Origin of the sequence: Trichocoleus sp. ST-U2, from assembly GCF_039961875.1 — a bacterium.
In the GTDB taxonomy this organism is placed as follows: domain Bacteria; phylum Cyanobacteriota; class Cyanobacteriia; order Cyanobacteriales; family FACHB-T130; genus FACHB-T130.
In genome coordinates this window covers 30,345-45,780 of the sequence record NZ_JAMPJY010000026.1, presented here as the reverse complement: position 1 = coordinate 45,780, position 15,436 = coordinate 30,345, and the positions used below count along the sequence as shown (strand labels likewise).

13 protein-coding genes are annotated in these 15,436 nt (G+C 47.4%); 9 read left to right on the top strand and 4 right to left on the bottom strand.

Annotation, left to right across the window (positions count from 1 at the left end; all coding sequences use genetic code 11):
* Positions 1–45: 45 nt before the first annotated feature.
* Complete coding sequence (mnmA, locus tag NC996_RS17420) at positions 46–1,101, bottom strand: tRNA 2-thiouridine(34) synthase MnmA (RefSeq protein WP_190683670.1); 1,056 nt, start codon at positions 1,099–1,101, stop codon at positions 46–48.
* A 246-nt stretch (positions 1,102–1,347) separates the two neighbouring features.
* On the opposite strand from mnmA, the gene NC996_RS17415 reads away from it, so the two are divergent.
* The 3 genes from NC996_RS17415 (at position 1,348) to NC996_RS17405 (ending at position 4,393) form a co-directional block, all read left to right on the top strand.
* A complete protein-coding gene (locus NC996_RS17415; protein ID WP_190683665.1) occupies positions 1,348–2,169 on the top strand; it encodes a hypothetical protein in 822 nt (273 codons plus the stop codon).
* A gap of 96 nt (positions 2,170–2,265) precedes the next feature.
* Positions 2,266–3,861 (top strand): NAD(P)H-hydrate dehydratase, encoded by a 1,596-nt coding sequence (locus NC996_RS17410; protein ID WP_190683663.1) that lies wholly within the window; start codon positions 2,266–2,268, stop codon positions 3,859–3,861.
* A 46-nt stretch (positions 3,862–3,907) separates the two neighbouring features.
* Positions 3,908–4,393: a gluconokinase gene (locus tag NC996_RS17405; protein WP_190683660.1), complete on the top strand. Its 486-nt coding sequence runs from the start codon at positions 3,908–3,910 to the stop codon at positions 4,391–4,393.
* Positions 4,394–4,444: 51 nt separating this feature from the next.
* Here the strand turns inward: NC996_RS17405 and NC996_RS17400 are convergent, their stop codons facing one another.
* Together NC996_RS17400 and NC996_RS17395 are read right to left on the bottom strand one after the other, a co-directional pair.
* Entirely contained in the window at positions 4,445–5,047 is a 603-nt protein-coding gene (locus tag NC996_RS17400) for a hypothetical protein (protein WP_242028977.1), read from the bottom strand.
* Between the two features lie 189 nt (positions 5,048–5,236).
* Entirely contained in the window at positions 5,237–6,064 is an 828-nt protein-coding gene (locus NC996_RS17395) for a fasciclin domain-containing protein (RefSeq protein ID WP_190535695.1), read from the bottom strand.
* Between the two features lie 699 nt (positions 6,065–6,763).
* Here NC996_RS17395 and NC996_RS17390 point away from each other — a divergent pair.
* The 5 genes from NC996_RS17390 (at position 6,764) to NC996_RS17370 (ending at position 12,715) form a co-directional block, all read left to right on the top strand.
* Complete coding sequence (locus NC996_RS17390; protein WP_190412970.1) at positions 6,764–7,033, top strand: GlsB/YeaQ/YmgE family stress response membrane protein; 270 nt, start codon at positions 6,764–6,766, stop codon at positions 7,031–7,033.
* A gap of 355 nt (positions 7,034–7,388) precedes the next feature.
* Positions 7,389–8,189 carry a glutathione S-transferase family protein gene (locus tag NC996_RS17385; RefSeq protein ID WP_190412971.1) on the top strand — a complete coding sequence of 267 codons (801 nt, stop codon included), beginning with the start codon at positions 7,389–7,391 and terminating at the stop codon, positions 8,187–8,189.
* A 144-nt stretch (positions 8,190–8,333) separates the two neighbouring features.
* The gene (locus tag NC996_RS17380; RefSeq protein WP_190412972.1) at positions 8,334–10,073 is read left to right on the top strand and encodes an ATP-binding protein; all 1,740 of its coding nucleotides are present in this window, start codon (positions 8,334–8,336) and stop codon (positions 10,071–10,073) included.
* Positions 10,074–10,636: 563 nt separating this feature from the next.
* Positions 10,637–11,626 carry an RNA polymerase sigma factor, RpoD/SigA family gene (locus NC996_RS17375; RefSeq protein WP_190412973.1) on the top strand — a complete coding sequence of 330 codons (990 nt, stop codon included), beginning with the start codon at positions 10,637–10,639 and terminating at the stop codon, positions 11,624–11,626.
* A 570-nt stretch (positions 11,627–12,196) separates the two neighbouring features.
* Positions 12,197–12,715: a hypothetical protein gene (locus tag NC996_RS17370; protein ID WP_348260008.1), complete on the top strand. Its 519-nt coding sequence runs from the start codon at positions 12,197–12,199 to the stop codon at positions 12,713–12,715.
* 142 nt (positions 12,716–12,857) lie between these two features.
* On the opposite strand, the gene cobO is transcribed toward NC996_RS17370, so the two are convergent.
* Entirely contained in the window at positions 12,858–13,532 is a 675-nt protein-coding gene (cobO, locus tag NC996_RS17365) for a cob(I)yrinic acid a,c-diamide adenosyltransferase (RefSeq protein ID WP_190412975.1), read from the bottom strand.
* A gap of 207 nt (positions 13,533–13,739) precedes the next feature.
* Here cobO and NC996_RS17360 point away from each other — a divergent pair, with 207 nt between their 5' ends.
* Positions 13,740–15,344: an ATP-binding protein gene (locus NC996_RS17360; RefSeq protein ID WP_190683654.1), complete on the top strand. Its 1,605-nt coding sequence runs from the start codon at positions 13,740–13,742 to the stop codon at positions 15,342–15,344.
* The last annotated feature ends 92 nt before the right edge of the window (positions 15,345–15,436 follow it).

The window sequence follows — 15,436 nt, the reverse complement described above, 5'->3', positions numbered from 1 at the left end:
GGCAAAAGTAAAGTCTTTTGCCCCTTTTTTATACTTCGTTACTATTTACTCAAACCTTTCAATAATGCCGCCGCCGAGTACGATATCCCCATCGTACAAAACCGCAGCTTGTCCAGGGGTAATCCCGAACTGAGGTTCATCGAAGACAAGCTTGATGCGCGAATCTTCCAGGGGAATTACGCTGACTGGAACTGCCTTTGAACGATAGCGGACTTGCACTTCGGCGCGGATGGGACTGGTGGGTTCGGGAATTGAAACCCAGTTTAACCGCGCTGCGGTGCATTCAGGCTTGTGGGTGCTAGCGCGATCGCCTACAATCACTCGATTCCGTACCGCATCCAACGCCACCACATACAGCGGTTCCGCCGCCGCAACACCAATTCCCTTCCGCTGTCCAATGGTGTAGTGATGGATACCCGTATGCTGACCTAACACCTTCCCGGACTGGTCAACAATGTCACCCGTTTGCTGAGAAATGTACTTGTCTAGAAACGTCTGCATGGAACCGTGGGATTCAACCAAACACAAATCCATACTTTCCGGCTTATCAGCGGTTTTTAAGCCGAATTCTGCGGCGATACGCCGAGTTTCTGTCTTGTGTAGTTCTCCCAACGGAAACATCGATCCCGCTAGCATTTCTTGGCTCAAATCGTACAAAAAGTACGACTGATCCTTAGATAAATCTACAGCCCGACGCAGCTGATAACGTCCCGTTTCTGCGTCATACCCGATCCGCGCATAATGACCCGTGGCAATTTTATCAATCCCCAACTCTTCAGAGGCATAGCGCAGCATCGGGCCAAATTTCACCGCCTTATTGCACTGAGAACAAGGCAACGGAGTAATCCCCGATTCGTATCCGACAACTAGGTAATCGACAATATTTTCCTGAAAAACATCCCGGCTATCAACAATGTGATGGGGAATGCTCAACTGTTCGCAAAGAGAAGCCGCATCGACCATTCCCTCAGAACAGCATTGACCTTTACCCTTCATTAGCCAGAGGGTAAGACCAACAACTTCATATCCTTGATGATGGAGGGTAGCAGCTGCGACGGAACTATCAACTCCACCGGAGAGGCCGACGACGACTTTATTCATAGAACGAAAAAGTGAATGACTGAATTATCAGTTTTTTCTTTTCTAGACTAACACTTTGATAATCGTCATTCGTCTAGAGTGATTAGTCCTTTGTCTGTAGGCGTTATCAAGTTAGAACGTTCCAACCTGACAATATTCCAACGTTTTAATCACTAATGATGAAGGACTGATGACTAATTATGCTAGATTGACTACAAATTTTGTCCGCACAATTCCTGGAAGATCGCCGAGGAGAGCTGATTTTAAATGAGGAGCAATCAGCAGCGTTTACTCACTCATGGCAACAGAGAAAGAAAAACCTGTTGGCTGTTGTCCCTTGCCTCGTGCTTGTTCTGGGGTGGATATTTGCTCATTCCACACCCGATTCCAGCAGCAGCCAGACCTCTCCCTACACCACCTGATGTGCTTCCTGGCTTACCTACATCACCAAATACTCCGCCAGCGTTTCCTCAAGATACTTTGCCCTCGATTTCACCGAATCCTTCGGGCAGGCGTGAGATTGAATTTGAGGCACCGCCGCCAATTACACCCAGTAGAAGCACCGATGAGAATCCTCGCCCGGTGCGTCGGGATTCTCGTCTCTACGGGGTTTTTATTAATGGAGATAGTCCGCTGTTGTTAGCGCAAGTCCGAAGGATAGAACCCGAAGCTTTTGTGCGGTACGGCGGGGGTGTTATCCAAGCGGGAGTATTTGCTGATGAATTTAAAGCCCAGCAGCGGGTTCGGGAGCTGGAAGAATGGGGCATTCGGGCGAAAATCAGTGGTTATTCTGAGGAGAATTTCGATGCTGATGCAGAGAATTTCGATTCTCGTCCAGTCACCCGTAGGGAAGAAGTGGAGGAAGTTACCTATTTCGTTGTGATTCCAGGGAGTCAGGAGTATTTACCTGACATTGCTGCCCACATGATCCGGCTGGGGTTCTCCGAAGATGCGGTGTTTCAAAGAGAGGTACCACGCGGACCCCACGTTGCAGTCGGCCCTTTTGAGAATCAGTCACAAGCAGAACGCTGGAGTCGCTTTCTTCGGTCTAATGGTATGGATGCGCGGGTTGTTTATTTCGGTCAATAGCGCGCCCCTGCGTAGGGGCGGGAAGACCTTGCCCGTGCTTATGCTGAATAAGATAAAACTTAGAACTCACAGAAATCAGCACTGAAATTGGCACAGATGCAACAAAGGCAGGAAAAGATTCAGCAACTGGTGGTGACTGCCCAGCAGATGCGCGAGATTGAAGGGCGCATCTTTGCGGCTGGAATGCCAGTGGCGGCTTTGATGGAAAAGGTCGGGGGTCTGATTGCTAGTCGAGTTCAAGCGCTTTATCCTTGTTTGCCCCCCTTATTCCCCTCGTCAACGGGGGGAGGGAAAAATGGACTGCGTGTAGGCGTTTTGGTGGGACCGGGTCATAATGGGGGCGATGGGTTGGTAGTCGCCCGCGAGTTGCATTTTCAGGGTTATGAAGTTGTTATCTATTGTCCGATTGCCAAGCTGAAAGAATTAACTTCGCAACACGCCCAGTATGCTGAGAGTTTGGGCATTCCCTGTGTTGAGGAGATTGAGCCGCTACAAGAATGCGATCTCATTATTGATGGTTTGTTTGGGTTTGGGTTGGAAAGAGCGATCGCAGAACCGATATTTTCTGCGATTCATCAACTTAATCAGTGGTCTAAGCCAGTCATTAGTATCGATTTGCCTTCCGGTTTGCACACCGATACTGGGGAAGTTCTGGGAACGGCGGTTCGTGCAACTTACACGTTTTGCTTGGGCTTGTGGAAATTAGCATTTCTGCAAGATCGAGCCTTGGAATCTGTTGGAAAAGCCGAACTGATTGATTTTGGTATCCCGGTGGCGGATATCTCGGCGGTACTAGGTGAGACGCCCAACATTCAGCGGGTGACACCGGCAGTTGCGATCGCGCATCTTCCGATTCCTCGCCCCGCAGTTACTCACAAGTATAAACAAGGACATCTGCTGTTGATTTGCGGTTCTCGCAAGTATGCTGGAGGCGCGATTCTATCCGGTTTGGGAGCGAGAGCAAGTGGTGTTGGGATGCTCTCAATTGCGGTGCCAGAATCGCTGAAACTTTTGTTGGTGGCTCAGTTGCCAGAAGCGCTGATTATCGGTTGTCCAGAAACCGAGACAGGTGCGATCGCATCTTTGCCAGAAGAAATTGATTTGAGTTCGTATAATGCGATCGCTTGTGGTCCCGGTTTGACAAAAGATGCCACGTCAGTCGTGGAAAAAGTATTAGAAAGCGATTTGCCGATTGTTTTAGATGCTGATGGCTTGAATATCCTCGCCCAGTTCAATACAATTTCAACCCTATCTAAACGACAAGCACCCACTGTTCTCACCCCTCATACAGGTGAGTTTAAGCGTTTGTTTCCAGATGCACCCGATGCCACGAAAGATCGGGTCAGTGCCGTTCGGGAAGCATCCCAGCAGAGTGGGGCAGTGGTACTCCTGAAGGGTGCAAGGACTGCGATCTGCCATCCTGGTGGCTCAGTATGGATTGTTCCCGAAAGCACTCCCGCTTTAGCCCGTGGCGGTAGTGGAGATGTGCTAACGGGGCTAATGGGTGGATTGGTCGCAACGGCATCTCAGCAAGAGTTACCCATCGCAGAGATGGTGCAAAGTGCGGCTTGGTGGCACGCTCAAGCGGGAATTTTGGCAGCTGAGGAGCAGACTGAGTTAGGAGTTGATGCGTATACTTTGACACAGTATTTGATGGCAGTCGTGCGATCGCATAGTAGATCGTCCCTTTGAGCGAGATCGCACTGTAAAATCCCTGAATCCGGCTGATTGACGAAAGATGATTATTCTCGTTATGGGCGTATCTGGTAGCGGCAAATCAACGGTCGCCCAACTACTCGCACAAGAACTAAACTGGAATTTTAGCGACGCCGACTGCTTCCACACGAGCGCTAATATTGAAAAGATGAGCCGTGGCATTCCCCTCACCGATGCCGACCGAATGCCGTGGTTGCAGGCAATGCAACACGCCATCGACCAATGGCTACAGGAAGGCAAGAATCAGGTACTCGCGTGTTCTGCCTTAAAAGAATCCTATCGTCAGATGCTGTGGCGAGATCACCAACAGATGCGACTTGTTTATCTCAAAGGGAGTTTCGAGGCGATCGCGCAACGGCTGGAAGCACGTCAAAGCCACTTTATGACCAAAACACTCCTGCAAAGCCAGTTTGACACCCTTGAAGAACCACAGAATGCCATTCAGGTGGACGTTTCCGAGCCGCTAGATGTAATCGTGCAGCAGATTCGCAGGCATCTAGAAATCTAAAACGAGCGATCGCAAATGATTCCAACTCCGCTGTCTTGTCACAGGCAATCCCTAAAATCTCAAACCCACACCACCCTGGACTGAAACAGCCGTACCGCCGCCATCGCGGTAGGCATCAAAAGCAATAATCGCATTGCCAAACAGAACAGCATTGCTGTTGGGAACGACGTAATCAATCCCCGGTTGGATCGCAAAACTGGTTTTATCCCCCACCGGCGAAGGCGTCCGATTCCCACTGCCAAAAGCAACGCCTGCACCCACATAGACATCTGTTTGCCAGTTGAGGGGGATATCATAGGAAATCGTTGGCACAACCGCTGGACTCGCCCCAATTAACGCTTGTGCCCTTAAGGAAAGGGGAGCTTGCAGGAGTTTGTAGCGTACAGCAACCACCCCACCGATTTGGCGACCTTCTCCAAAATCATTATCATTAATCCCCACGGTAGCACCAACACCCACATAGCTGCCGTATGCGGCTTGAGCCGATGCTGGCTGACAAAAAGCAAACCCTATCTTACCGGAAGCCGAATCGGTTACGGGAAGCAAAAAGTAAAACGCAAAAAATAAAAAGTAAAAAAGGCTTTTTTTTACCTTTTTCCTGTCACCTTCTAAGGCGACTCCTTCTTGCAGAAATAAATCCTTGAAACGCTCCATTTCCCCACTCCTCAGCGCCCATGAAGCAAAATGCTCCATGTTTGTGTCGATTGTATTCTAATTTATCCTGAATTTCCTCAGTACCAAATTATTCATAGCCAGAGATAAAAAACACCGCCCCAAGCTTTCTCGGAACGGTGTTTATTCTTTTGAAACGTTAGCGTTACAAACGATGACTCTGTTTCACATCTACTTGGTCGGCATCGGTGGCATAATCACCTTGTCAATCGCATGAATGATGCCATTAGTGGCTTCGATGTTAGCCTGAGAGACATTGGCGTTGCCCACCATCACGCCATCGTTTCCAACCTTAACGGTGACTGGGCTGCCTTCAACTGTCGTCACTTCTCCAGATTTCAACTGGGAAGAACTCACTTTGCCGGGAATGACGTGGTAGGTCAAAATCTGAACCAGCATCGCTTTATTTTCTGGTTGCAGTAACTTTTCGACAGTGCCTTCGGGTAAAGCTGCAAATGCTGCATCAGTCGGTGCAAAAACCGTGAACGGTCCTTGTTGTTCGAGGGTTTCGGTCAAACCTGCGGCTTCCAAAGCAGCAGTCAGAATTTTGAATGAACCATTTTGGGCAGCAAGCGCAACCAAATTGCTACTTGAGGGCATCGTCCCTTGTGTAGCAGCCGGGTCAGGACCTTCGCCGGGGGCTGGCATCATCCCTTCTGTGGCAGGGGGCTGAGTGCTGTTGCTGGGGGATTGCATCATCCCTTCTGTAGCAGGGGGCTGAGTGCTGTTGCTGGGGGATTGTATCATCCCTTCTGTAGAAGATGGCTGCGGCTGAGCGCCTTGGCTAGGGATAGCGGTAGGGGATGGTACAGTTCTTGGGGTTGACTGAGCGCTGCGATCGCGATTGTAGGGCGGCTTGCTGAAAACGTCTGATTGAAGAATTTCAGGGTTGGGATTCACCTGGGCACCAGCTGGCAGACCCATAAGGGTACTAGCACCGATAACTCCCATCAGGCTAGCCAGTTGTTTAATCAAACTGTTGCGTTTTTGATTGGTCATTGCTAAGGGTTTCCCTAAAAACTTAGACTTAGTTAAGTTCACATTTTGTTACATATGTTTACCTCTGCCTAAAGTGTGAGTTCCTCTGCCAACCGATGGGGAAACCGGGACAACACAGGGGGATTGAACAATCTAAGTAGCTAAATAGGCGAAAAGGTGCAACTTATTTCTTATTAAGAATGTCAGCGTTAGCTTTCTTCGTGGCGGCTTGTTAAGAGTTAGAGGTTGCAAGGCGGCTGGTATGCTCTTCAGACTAAAAGGAGAATTTTGTTGCGATCGCGCCTACGTTTACCCACGCTCATCTAGGCAGAAACTATTTCTATTTCGTAGCGATTCCGGCTTTTCTCCCTCCTGCCTACTTTCTGTTGGGGGGAGTAAAAAGTTCGCGTGCCTGACTAAATAGAGCTTTGTTCTCCGCTTTGCTGAGGCTAGCACCGCCCTCTCCACTGGGCGAGTTGAGTCATGATTGCCGTTTCTGGCTTCAACCGCCCTCAGTCAGCCAAAATTTATTGCAATCGAGTTAATTAACTGGAAATACTACTTCTTTATATATAAACAAACTTAAGCAATAGCTTCATTATCTATGCCTTTTGATTATACCCTCTGATAGAGGTGGACAATTAAGCCAGCTTGTTATTCTAATAACAACAAAAAGATAACAACATCAACAAAAAACATTAATAAGAACGGAGCAAAAAAATGGGAATTATTGCTTGGATTGTTTTAGGTCTGATTGCAGGTGCGATTGCTAAAGCTATTTATCCCGGTCATCAAGGCGGCGGTATCCTCGCCACAATGGTATTAGGTATTTTAGGTGCCTTGGTTGGTGGTTATTTAGGCCAAGTTTTACTGGGGTCGTCGGGAGGCGCAGCCTACGGAGCGTTGACAGTACCGAGTATTGCTTTTGCTGTTCTAGGCGCAATGGTTCTGCTATTCCTGTGGGGCTTGTTAACTCGCCAGAGAGCTTAATTAAGGGTTCCCTTTTATTACCATCTAGCATTTAGAAAGCACCCCAGCTTAGCCTGGGGTATTTTTATTGGGTCTATTTTGTGTTACAGCCGTCGTTATTTGGCTGCATTTAATAGAGCCAATTTGCTCATTTTTCATTAAGAATAAAAATAAAGCCATTTGAACTAATTTTTTAATTTGGTAAAATTGTAATTTTCCAAGTTGGATTTTTTATCAGTAAAAATAAGTAATTCAATAAGTGTAACTGCCCAAAAACAATAACTTTTGCTTTTAGTTCCAGCGATGCAAATAATAACAATAGTAGGCTAAAAACGTTAGATTAACAGTGTTACTTAAAAATAGAAGGAGATAAAAAATGCTGGAGTTGTACCAATTTGAGCTATCCCACTACTCCGAAAAAGTGCGACTGCTGCTGGATTATAAAGGTCTGCCCTACCGCAAAATTGAGGTAACGCCAGGAGTGGGACAGGTAGAATTGTTCCGCATGTCTGGTCAACGACAGGTACCTGTCCTGAAGGATGGCAACACAGTAATTGCTGATTCGACAGCGATCGCTAAGTACCTCGACAAGCAATATCCCGACCGACCCCTGATCCCCGTTGACCCGAAACAAAAGGGACTGTGCTTACTGATTGAAGCCTGGGCAGATGAATCTATCGGTCTCAAAAGTCGTAAGGTGTTGTTTGGGGCACTCAGCCAAAATCAGAGCTTCCGCACCTCGATTTTACCCAGCAACACGCCAGATGCTCTCAAGACTCTCGTGGGGGCACTGCCTGGTGAAGTGCTGAATCTCCTGGGTCTTGGCGTCGGATACGGCCCCGATGCCGTACAAGCGGCGACAGAGGATCTTCAGCAAGACCTAGAGAGCCTATCCCTGCTACTATTGGAAAGCCCTTACTTAGTCGGCGACTATCCAACCTTGGCAGATTTTGCCGTCGCTGGGCTGAGTATGCTGATTAAATTTCCCTCTGGCCCCTATCTTGACCTTCCCGAAACCCTTAGAGGCAAAGGAATCCCTGGTTTGGCTGACCGTAGCGCTTACGAGACATTTTTCAACTGGCGCGATCGCCTTTATGCCGATTATCGCAAACCCCTAAGTGCCAACACAACCGCCGGAGCCACAGGCTCAACGCCAACATCAATTGAGATAGATTAGGAAATCCATTTTAGATTTTAGATTTTGGATTGGTTGAAAAATCCAAAATCTAAGATTGAGCGAATAGTTAGGCTCCGAGAATTAGGGTAAACTTTGGATGCCTAAGTGTTCTGAAGCAACACTAAAAAGACTCCAGAAGCGATTATGGAAATGCCATTAGGGTCGGTAATTCAAGGCTCCCTCAGTCAGGGACTAGAAGTAAGACTACATCCCGATATTTCTGTAGAGGATATGCGGGTTGGCAAATTTCTGGTAGTCAAAGGTGCCCGTTCAGACTTCTTCTGTATGCTCACAGACGTTTCGCTGGGCACCTCCAGTCAGCGAATTGTTGCCAATCCTCCCAGTCCAGAGGACACTTTTTTGCAAGCGGTTTTAGCAGGGAGTGGCACCTATGGCACCATCAATCTGACGCCGATGTTAATGCTGACACGAGAAGCAACAAAGTCAGTAGGCGCTTATGTGGTGGGTGCCGAAAATCCTAACTCCAACGGCAAATCCAACGGTGCAACTCTGGGATCGTTTCAACTACAAAGCAGTGCTGATACTGAGATGGAGTTGATGCCCGTTAAGACAATTCCCAGTCATTTCAGCCAGGTTTATGATGCGACGGAACGCGATTTTCGCGCCGTCTTTGGCTGGGAAGATGACCCCACTCGGTGCAACTTCGCCATCGGTCAACCTTTAGATATGGATGTGCCCGTATGTCTAGATTTACACCGATTCGTGGAACGCAGCAATGGCGTCTTCGGAAAATCTGGCACCGGCAAATCCTTTCTCACCCGCTTACTCTTATCTGGCATCATCCGCAGACAAGCAGCGGTCAATTTAATTTTTGATATGCACTCGGAATATGGCTGGGAAGCTGTCCGCGAAGGCAAACACTTCAGCACTGTCAAAGGCTTGCGACAGCTATTCCCAGGACAGGTGCAAATTTACACCCTTGACCCCCAATCTACCAAGCGGCGGGGGGTGCGTGACTCTCAGGAACTGTACCTCAGCTACGACCAAATCGAAGTCCAAGACATCATGCTGGTGCGGAATGAGTTAGGTCTTTCCGAAGCAGCTTTGGACAATGCCAATATTCTGCACGCCGAGTTTGGCAACTCCTGGATTGTCCAACTGTTGAATATGACCAACGAGGAAATCCAGCTGTTCTGCGAGGAGAAGAAGGGTCATAAGGGTTCAATTATGGCGTTGCAGCGCAAGCTGATGCGCCTGGAAAATCTCAAATATCTGCGAACTGCCTGTCCCCACAACTACGTCAATCAAATTTTGCAATGCCTTGATGCAGGTCAGCACGTGGTGATTGAGTTTGGTTCTCAGTCAGATATGCTCTCCTATATGCTGGTGACGAATATGATCACCCGCCGCATTCACAAAGCTTATGTAAGTAAGTCTGAATTGTTTTTGCAGACCAAAAACCCCATCGATCGTCCTCAGCAGCTAGTCATTACGATAGAAGAAGCCCACCGCTTCCTTGACTCCGCCATCGTGCAAAGTACCATTTTCGGTACGATTGCCCGCGAGATGCGAAAATACTTTGTCACCCTTCTGGTGGTAGATCAGCGTCCCTCTGGAATTGATAATGAGGTGATGTCCCAGATTGGCACCCGCATCACTGCTTTGCTAAACGATGACAAAGACATCGACGCCATTTTTACTGGCGTCTCTGGCGGCATGAGTCTGCGTTCCGTTCTAGCAAAATTGGATTCCAAGCAACAAGCTTTAATTTTGGGTCACGCGGTTCCAATGCCTGTGGTGGTGCGGACTCGTCCTTACGATGAAACGTTCTACAGAGAAATTGGCGATACTTGCTGGGAAGAGATGCCAGACGATGAAGTGTTCGCTGCGGCTGAAGCCGCTAAAGCTGATATTGGTTTTTGATCGTGGTTTTTAATTCGTAGTCAATAGTCCAATGACTATTGACTACGGACTTCTAGGCAAAAATAGTTCGGTTATCCCACAAGGACTAGAGTACCCGTTGAAGGGTTTTCCGTGGATGATTATATGTATAGGACACAGATAGGACGCTTTTAGCTAATGATTTTCCGGGTGGTACTCAAGGGTTAACAGGAATTTGCCAGAGCAGCAAGTTTAACCCAATCGGATGAACCTTTCAACCTGGAGCGTCGTCTATCATTAGTGATACGATAGAAATGTAAAACAAACTCATACCGACTTTGACTTTTTAGCCTTGATTACTTATCAGGAGTGGCTAAATGGGGGTCGATACCAGCTCTTTAAGGCATCCCCCAGCCGAAAGGTTTGACGATTAGCTTTTTGTGTGTTATGTTTGCCTATTCAATTGGGTAGGCGATCTTTACAACTTTTGCAGGATGTGTTCCACTAATTGACCTAGCTACTCTCATTGTAAGAGCTGGCAATCTCCCGCTAAGGTCAACCCCTGCTACAGAATTGTTGCTTGTTTACGGAGTCACCACTCACTCATGCCCACTGCCAACACCCTAAAAAAGACGACTAAACAACCCACGTTTACGGCTGATATGGTTCGCACCTATCTGCATGAGATTGGGCGCGTGCCCCTGCTGACCCACGAACAAGAGATTGTCTTCGGCAAGCAGGTGCAGCAAATGATGGCGCTGCTGGAGGCGAAGGAGACCTTGGCTGAGACATTGCAGCGAGAACCAACTCATCAAGAGTGGGCAGACCATGTTAGCTTGAGTGAACCCGAACTTGACCGGATAATCAAACTGGGAACGCGGGCAAAGCGCAAGATGATAGAAGCTAACTTGCGTCTAGTGGTCGCGATCGCGAAGAAGTACCAGAAGCGTAACATGGAATTCCTGGATTTGATTCAGGAAGGTACTCTCGGCTTGGAACGCGGCGTCGAGAAATTTGACCCGATGCGCGGTTACAAGTTTTCGACCTACGCCTACTGGTGGATTCGCCAAGCGATTACTCGCGCGATCGCTCAACAAGCCCGTGCGATTCGTTTGCCCATCCACATCACCGAAAAGCTTAATAAAATTAAGCGGGTGCAACGGGAACTAGCTCAGACGCTTGGTCGCAGTGCTACCCCCGGTGAAATCGCTAAGGCGCTGGACTTAGAACCCGCGTTGATCCGCGAGTACTTGAATATCGCCCGTCAACCAATTTCTCTGGATGTGCGCGTTGGCGATAACCAGGATACCGAACTGCAAGACCTTCTGGAAGACGAAGGGCCAACCCCTGACCATTATATGACTCAGGAGTCGCTGCGGCAAGACCTGGACGATCTTCTGGCAGAACTAACCCCACAGCAGCGGGAAGTGCTAACTCTGCGCTTTGGCTTGGAAGATGGTAACGAGCTATCTCTAGCAAAAGTCGGCGAACGCCTAAGCCTCAGCCGCGAACGGGTACGCCAGCTAGAACACCAAGCCCTCGCCCATCTGCGCCGTCGTCAGGCGAATGTCCGCGAGTATATCGCTGCTAGTTAATTGTAGAGGCGGGATCGACCCGCTATGCTCCTGCCTCCCACATCATCCTATAGCGATCGCTCCTAAAACCCGTCCTTACAGCTAAGTAAGGGCGGGTTTTTCAGTCATTTCAATCCCCGCTTTTAGCCCCTGTCGAGTAGATGTGTCTACCTGTTGAAGTTTTTTGTAGACATCTAAAATCTTTTACTGCTCTTTTTTTATATTTTTGTAAAGTTTCGTAAAGCAGTTCGGGAACTCGAACGGGTGCCAGTGAAGTCATCCACAGTTAAGGAACAAGTACTACAGACAAGCCCACACTGACCCAATTTGGGAAAGCTCATAAAACGGGTGAATAAAGTGAGTATAAATACGCATTTTGATTTTAGAAGGCAATTTAATAACCGGGAATCAAAGATGAATGCGTTGCTTGTCTTAACAAAAAAAACTCCTTTCGGATGACCTACGGTTCATTCAAATGGGTGAAGCTTTACACCTAAGGAATTAGGTACTTTGTAATTAGATGCTTGAGGGTGTCTGCTCGTAATTGCTAGGGGGGAAAAAACGGTGCTTAACAAGTTTTATCAGCAATTTATGTCTCGGCTTCCGCTTGAAGTACCTGCCCTAGGATTACTTCTAACGATGAGCTTCGCAACCAGCACAGTTGCATTGCAAGCACCAACATCCTTCAGTAAAACGGGAATCGTTGGCACAAATTCCGTTTCCCTTGCACAAATGCCAGCATCAGACACTTCAGTGGCTGACGGTATTTATTTGTATGGTAGCTCCCAAAAGACAGAACAGATTGGTCAAGAATATATAGTATTTGAGGCGCGTCAGGGAAAGGTAAGGGGTGCGTTTTATATGCCTTCCTCAGAATATAGTTGTTTTTCCGGCAAGGTTGGGGCACAGCAAATCAATCTAACCGTTCAAGATCCCTACGACAGTACAACCTATTCTCACTCAATAGCCCTCAGCGAAGCCCCCCCAGTCGCCTCTGCCGATAGTCGGTTGCCCATTGAAGATAGTTTACGACTCCAGGGCTATCACCCAATTAACAAAATTAGCGCTAACGACCAGCAAATCTTGAACGCTTGTAAAGTTAACTTCTAACAATTAGTAAGCTTTGGCGGTGCAAATCAAGGTAGTTGTCAGTAGTTTGTTGCTACTAACCAAGGACTAATCACCAAAAAACAATTAACTCCTCTAAAAACCCGTTTTCTTGAAGAAAACGGGTTTCTTTATTTTTTGAACTTCAAAACTCGATTCCTGGCTGCGCTTTGACGCCCTGTTCCCGGAACGGATGCTTAACGAGGGTCATTTCCGTTACCAAGTCGGCTCGTTCAATTAGGGCTGCTGGGGCACCTCTGCCGGTGAGAATAACGTGAGAATCCGCAGGCTTTTCCTCCAACCCAGCTAGCACTTCCTCAACGCTCAAATAGCCGAGTTTTAAAGCTACGTTGATTTCATCCAACAGCACTAGCTTAAATTCAGGATTGCGGATAAAGCTGAGTCCAGTTTCCCAAGCCTGATGCGCTTTCTGGATATCTCGCTGTTGGTCTTGAGTTTCCCAAGTGAAGCCTTCTCCCATCGCGTGGAACTCTAGCTGACCTTCCCAGCGACCGAGGACAGCTTTCTCAGCGGGTTCCCAGGCTCCTTTAATGAATTGTACGATCCCGACTCGATAGCCGTGACCAAGCGATCGCATTACCATTCCCAAAGCAGCAGTGGTTTTTCCCTTGCCATTGCCTGTATTAACAATAATTAAGCCTTTCTCCTGAGATGCCTTTGCCACCCGCTGCTCTTGAACTTCCTTGCGCCGCTGCATCTTGCGCTGGTATTGTTCTGGAGTTAGTGATGATGTTTCTGTCTCCAGTAAGTCAGCAGATTCTAAATTTTTATTTAAATCAGTCGGGGTAGGAGTTGTCATCAAGTCTGCCTAGAAAAAACTTTCACACCTATTAAAATAGCCCCAAAGGGATATGCATCAGGATAAGCCATCGGCAATTCCTTCTAATTGCAGGGAATCGCTCCCAGCCATCACTTCAAGACAGAGGGCATAACCCCCCTTCCATTTTGCCTATAGATTCAGCAACACTGATTTCAGTATAAATTTACTTACCTTCTTTTAAGATTTATGTCTTTAACCTTATCAATCTCTTCTGAACAAGGTGCAGAGCAACTTAATCTGAATTTGGAGTCTACATTGCAGGGATTAACCCTGTATGAGGCTTGCATTGAATACAACCACACAGCCGCAGAGGTTCTCAGGCTTTTCGAGGAAAAACCGCTACTACCGGGTTTAATCCTCATGGATAAAAACCAACTGGTCGGGATGATCAGTCGCCGGCGTTTTTTTGAATATCTAAGCCGTCGTTACAGCTTAGAGTTACTGTCGAAACGAAGTTTGCGATCGCTCTATCAATTCAACCATACCGAAATTCTAGTTTTTCCCAGTTATACTTCCATTACCGCAGCGGTGCGGGAGTCTTTGAAGCGATCGCCTGAATTGATCTATGAACCGATCATTGTACAAACGGCACCCGGAATTTATAAATTGTTAGACGTGCATCAACTTCTGCTGGCTCAGTCAGAGGTGCATGAAATTACAATGGCAGCATATAAGCAAATGGGATTGGCGCTGCAACAGGCAAAAAACCAACTTTTAGCCGTCTTAGATGCCGTGCCTGGATTTGTCTCCTGGATTAGCTCGGATTTACAATACCTGGGCGTCAACCAGCATTTAGCTGCATCCTTTAACTTGTCTTCAGAGGAATTTGTCGGTCAGGAACTTAGCTGTTTTGACAGTAGCCCCAACTTTAGTGAATTTGCGGAGCAATTCTTTGCTTCCCCGACGAAAACAACTTCTCAGGAAGTGACCGCAGAAGTTGACGGCAATATCAAAAATTATCTCATGGTGGCGCAGAAATACAACCAAGATCAAGCTGCGGTCACAGTAGGAATTGATATTACCGAACGCAAGCGACTAGAAGAAGAACTGCGAGCATCGCTTGAGCGAGAAAAAGAACTCGGCGACCTAAAATCCCGCTTTATCTCCATGACTTCCCACGAATTCCGCACTCCCCTGAGTACGATCCTCTCTTCTGCCGAATTATTGGAACATTACAGCAACAATTGGTCTGAAGAGAAAAAACTCATCCACCTGCATCGCATTCAATTTGCGGTTAAGCACATGATTGGACTAATTGATGATGTATTAATCATTGGTAAAGCTGAAGCCGGAAGGTCGGACTTCCAACCTGAACCGCTGCATCTGGAAGAATTTTGTATTGAATTAGTGAAAGAATTGCAACTGAATGAAGGCAATTCCCGTGCAATTAACTTGATTAATCATTGCAAATCTACCTCCTTTAGTCTAGATGAAAAATTGCTGCGACATATTCTCAGCAATCTCCTTTCAAACGCGATAAAATATTCACCTGAAGGGAGTCCAGTCAGATTTGAAATTACCCTACAAAAAGATGCAATCGTCTTCCAAATTGAAGACAAAGGAATTGGGATTCCTCTGCAAGAGCGTCAGTGCTTATTTGAAGCATTTCATCGATCCGCGAATGTCGGCAACATCCCTGGAACTGGTTTAGGATTAGCAATCGTTAAGAAGTGTGTGGATCTTCACGGGGGTGAGATTACCGTTAAGAGTAAAGTGGGTGTGGGCACTAAATTTAAAGTAAGACTACCCCTGAAGAGTGCTGTAGAGGCAAGGTCTACCCGCCCGTGCTAAGGTAAGCTTTCTTGCAAGATAAAGTCTAAAGTCTTTATTTAAAAGGAAAGTTTGGGTGTATAGAAGAAAGTGCCCCGAACATACTCAAACCT

Coding starts and splice junctions, on each gene's coding strand:
- mnmA (WP_190683670.1), bottom strand. CDS start 1,101: ATGAATAAAGTCGTCGTCGGCCTCTCCGGTGGAGTTGATAGTTCCGTC.
- NC996_RS17415 (WP_190683665.1), top strand. CDS start 1,348: ATGAGGAGCAATCAGCAGCGTTTACTCACTCATGGCAACAGAGAAAGA.
- NC996_RS17410 (WP_190683663.1), top strand. CDS start 2,266: ATGCAACAAAGGCAGGAAAAGATTCAGCAACTGGTGGTGACTGCCCAG.
- NC996_RS17405 (WP_190683660.1), top strand. CDS start 3,908: ATGATTATTCTCGTTATGGGCGTATCTGGTAGCGGCAAATCAACGGTC.
- NC996_RS17400 (WP_242028977.1), bottom strand. CDS start 5,047: ATGGAGCGTTTCAAGGATTTATTTCTGCAAGAAGGAGTCGCCTTAGAA.
- NC996_RS17395 (WP_190535695.1), bottom strand. CDS start 6,064: ATGACCAATCAAAAACGCAACAGTTTGATTAAACAACTGGCTAGCCTG.
- NC996_RS17390 (WP_190412970.1), top strand. CDS start 6,764: ATGGGAATTATTGCTTGGATTGTTTTAGGTCTGATTGCAGGTGCGATT.
- NC996_RS17385 (WP_190412971.1), top strand. CDS start 7,389: ATGCTGGAGTTGTACCAATTTGAGCTATCCCACTACTCCGAAAAAGTG.
- NC996_RS17380 (WP_190412972.1), top strand. CDS start 8,334: ATGGAAATGCCATTAGGGTCGGTAATTCAAGGCTCCCTCAGTCAGGGA.
- NC996_RS17375 (WP_190412973.1), top strand. CDS start 10,637: ATGCCCACTGCCAACACCCTAAAAAAGACGACTAAACAACCCACGTTT.
- NC996_RS17370 (WP_348260008.1), top strand. CDS start 12,197: ATGTCTCGGCTTCCGCTTGAAGTACCTGCCCTAGGATTACTTCTAACG.
- cobO (WP_190412975.1), bottom strand. CDS start 13,532: ATGACAACTCCTACCCCGACTGATTTAAATAAAAATTTAGAATCTGCT.
- NC996_RS17360 (WP_190683654.1), top strand. CDS start 13,740: ATGTCTTTAACCTTATCAATCTCTTCTGAACAAGGTGCAGAGCAACTT.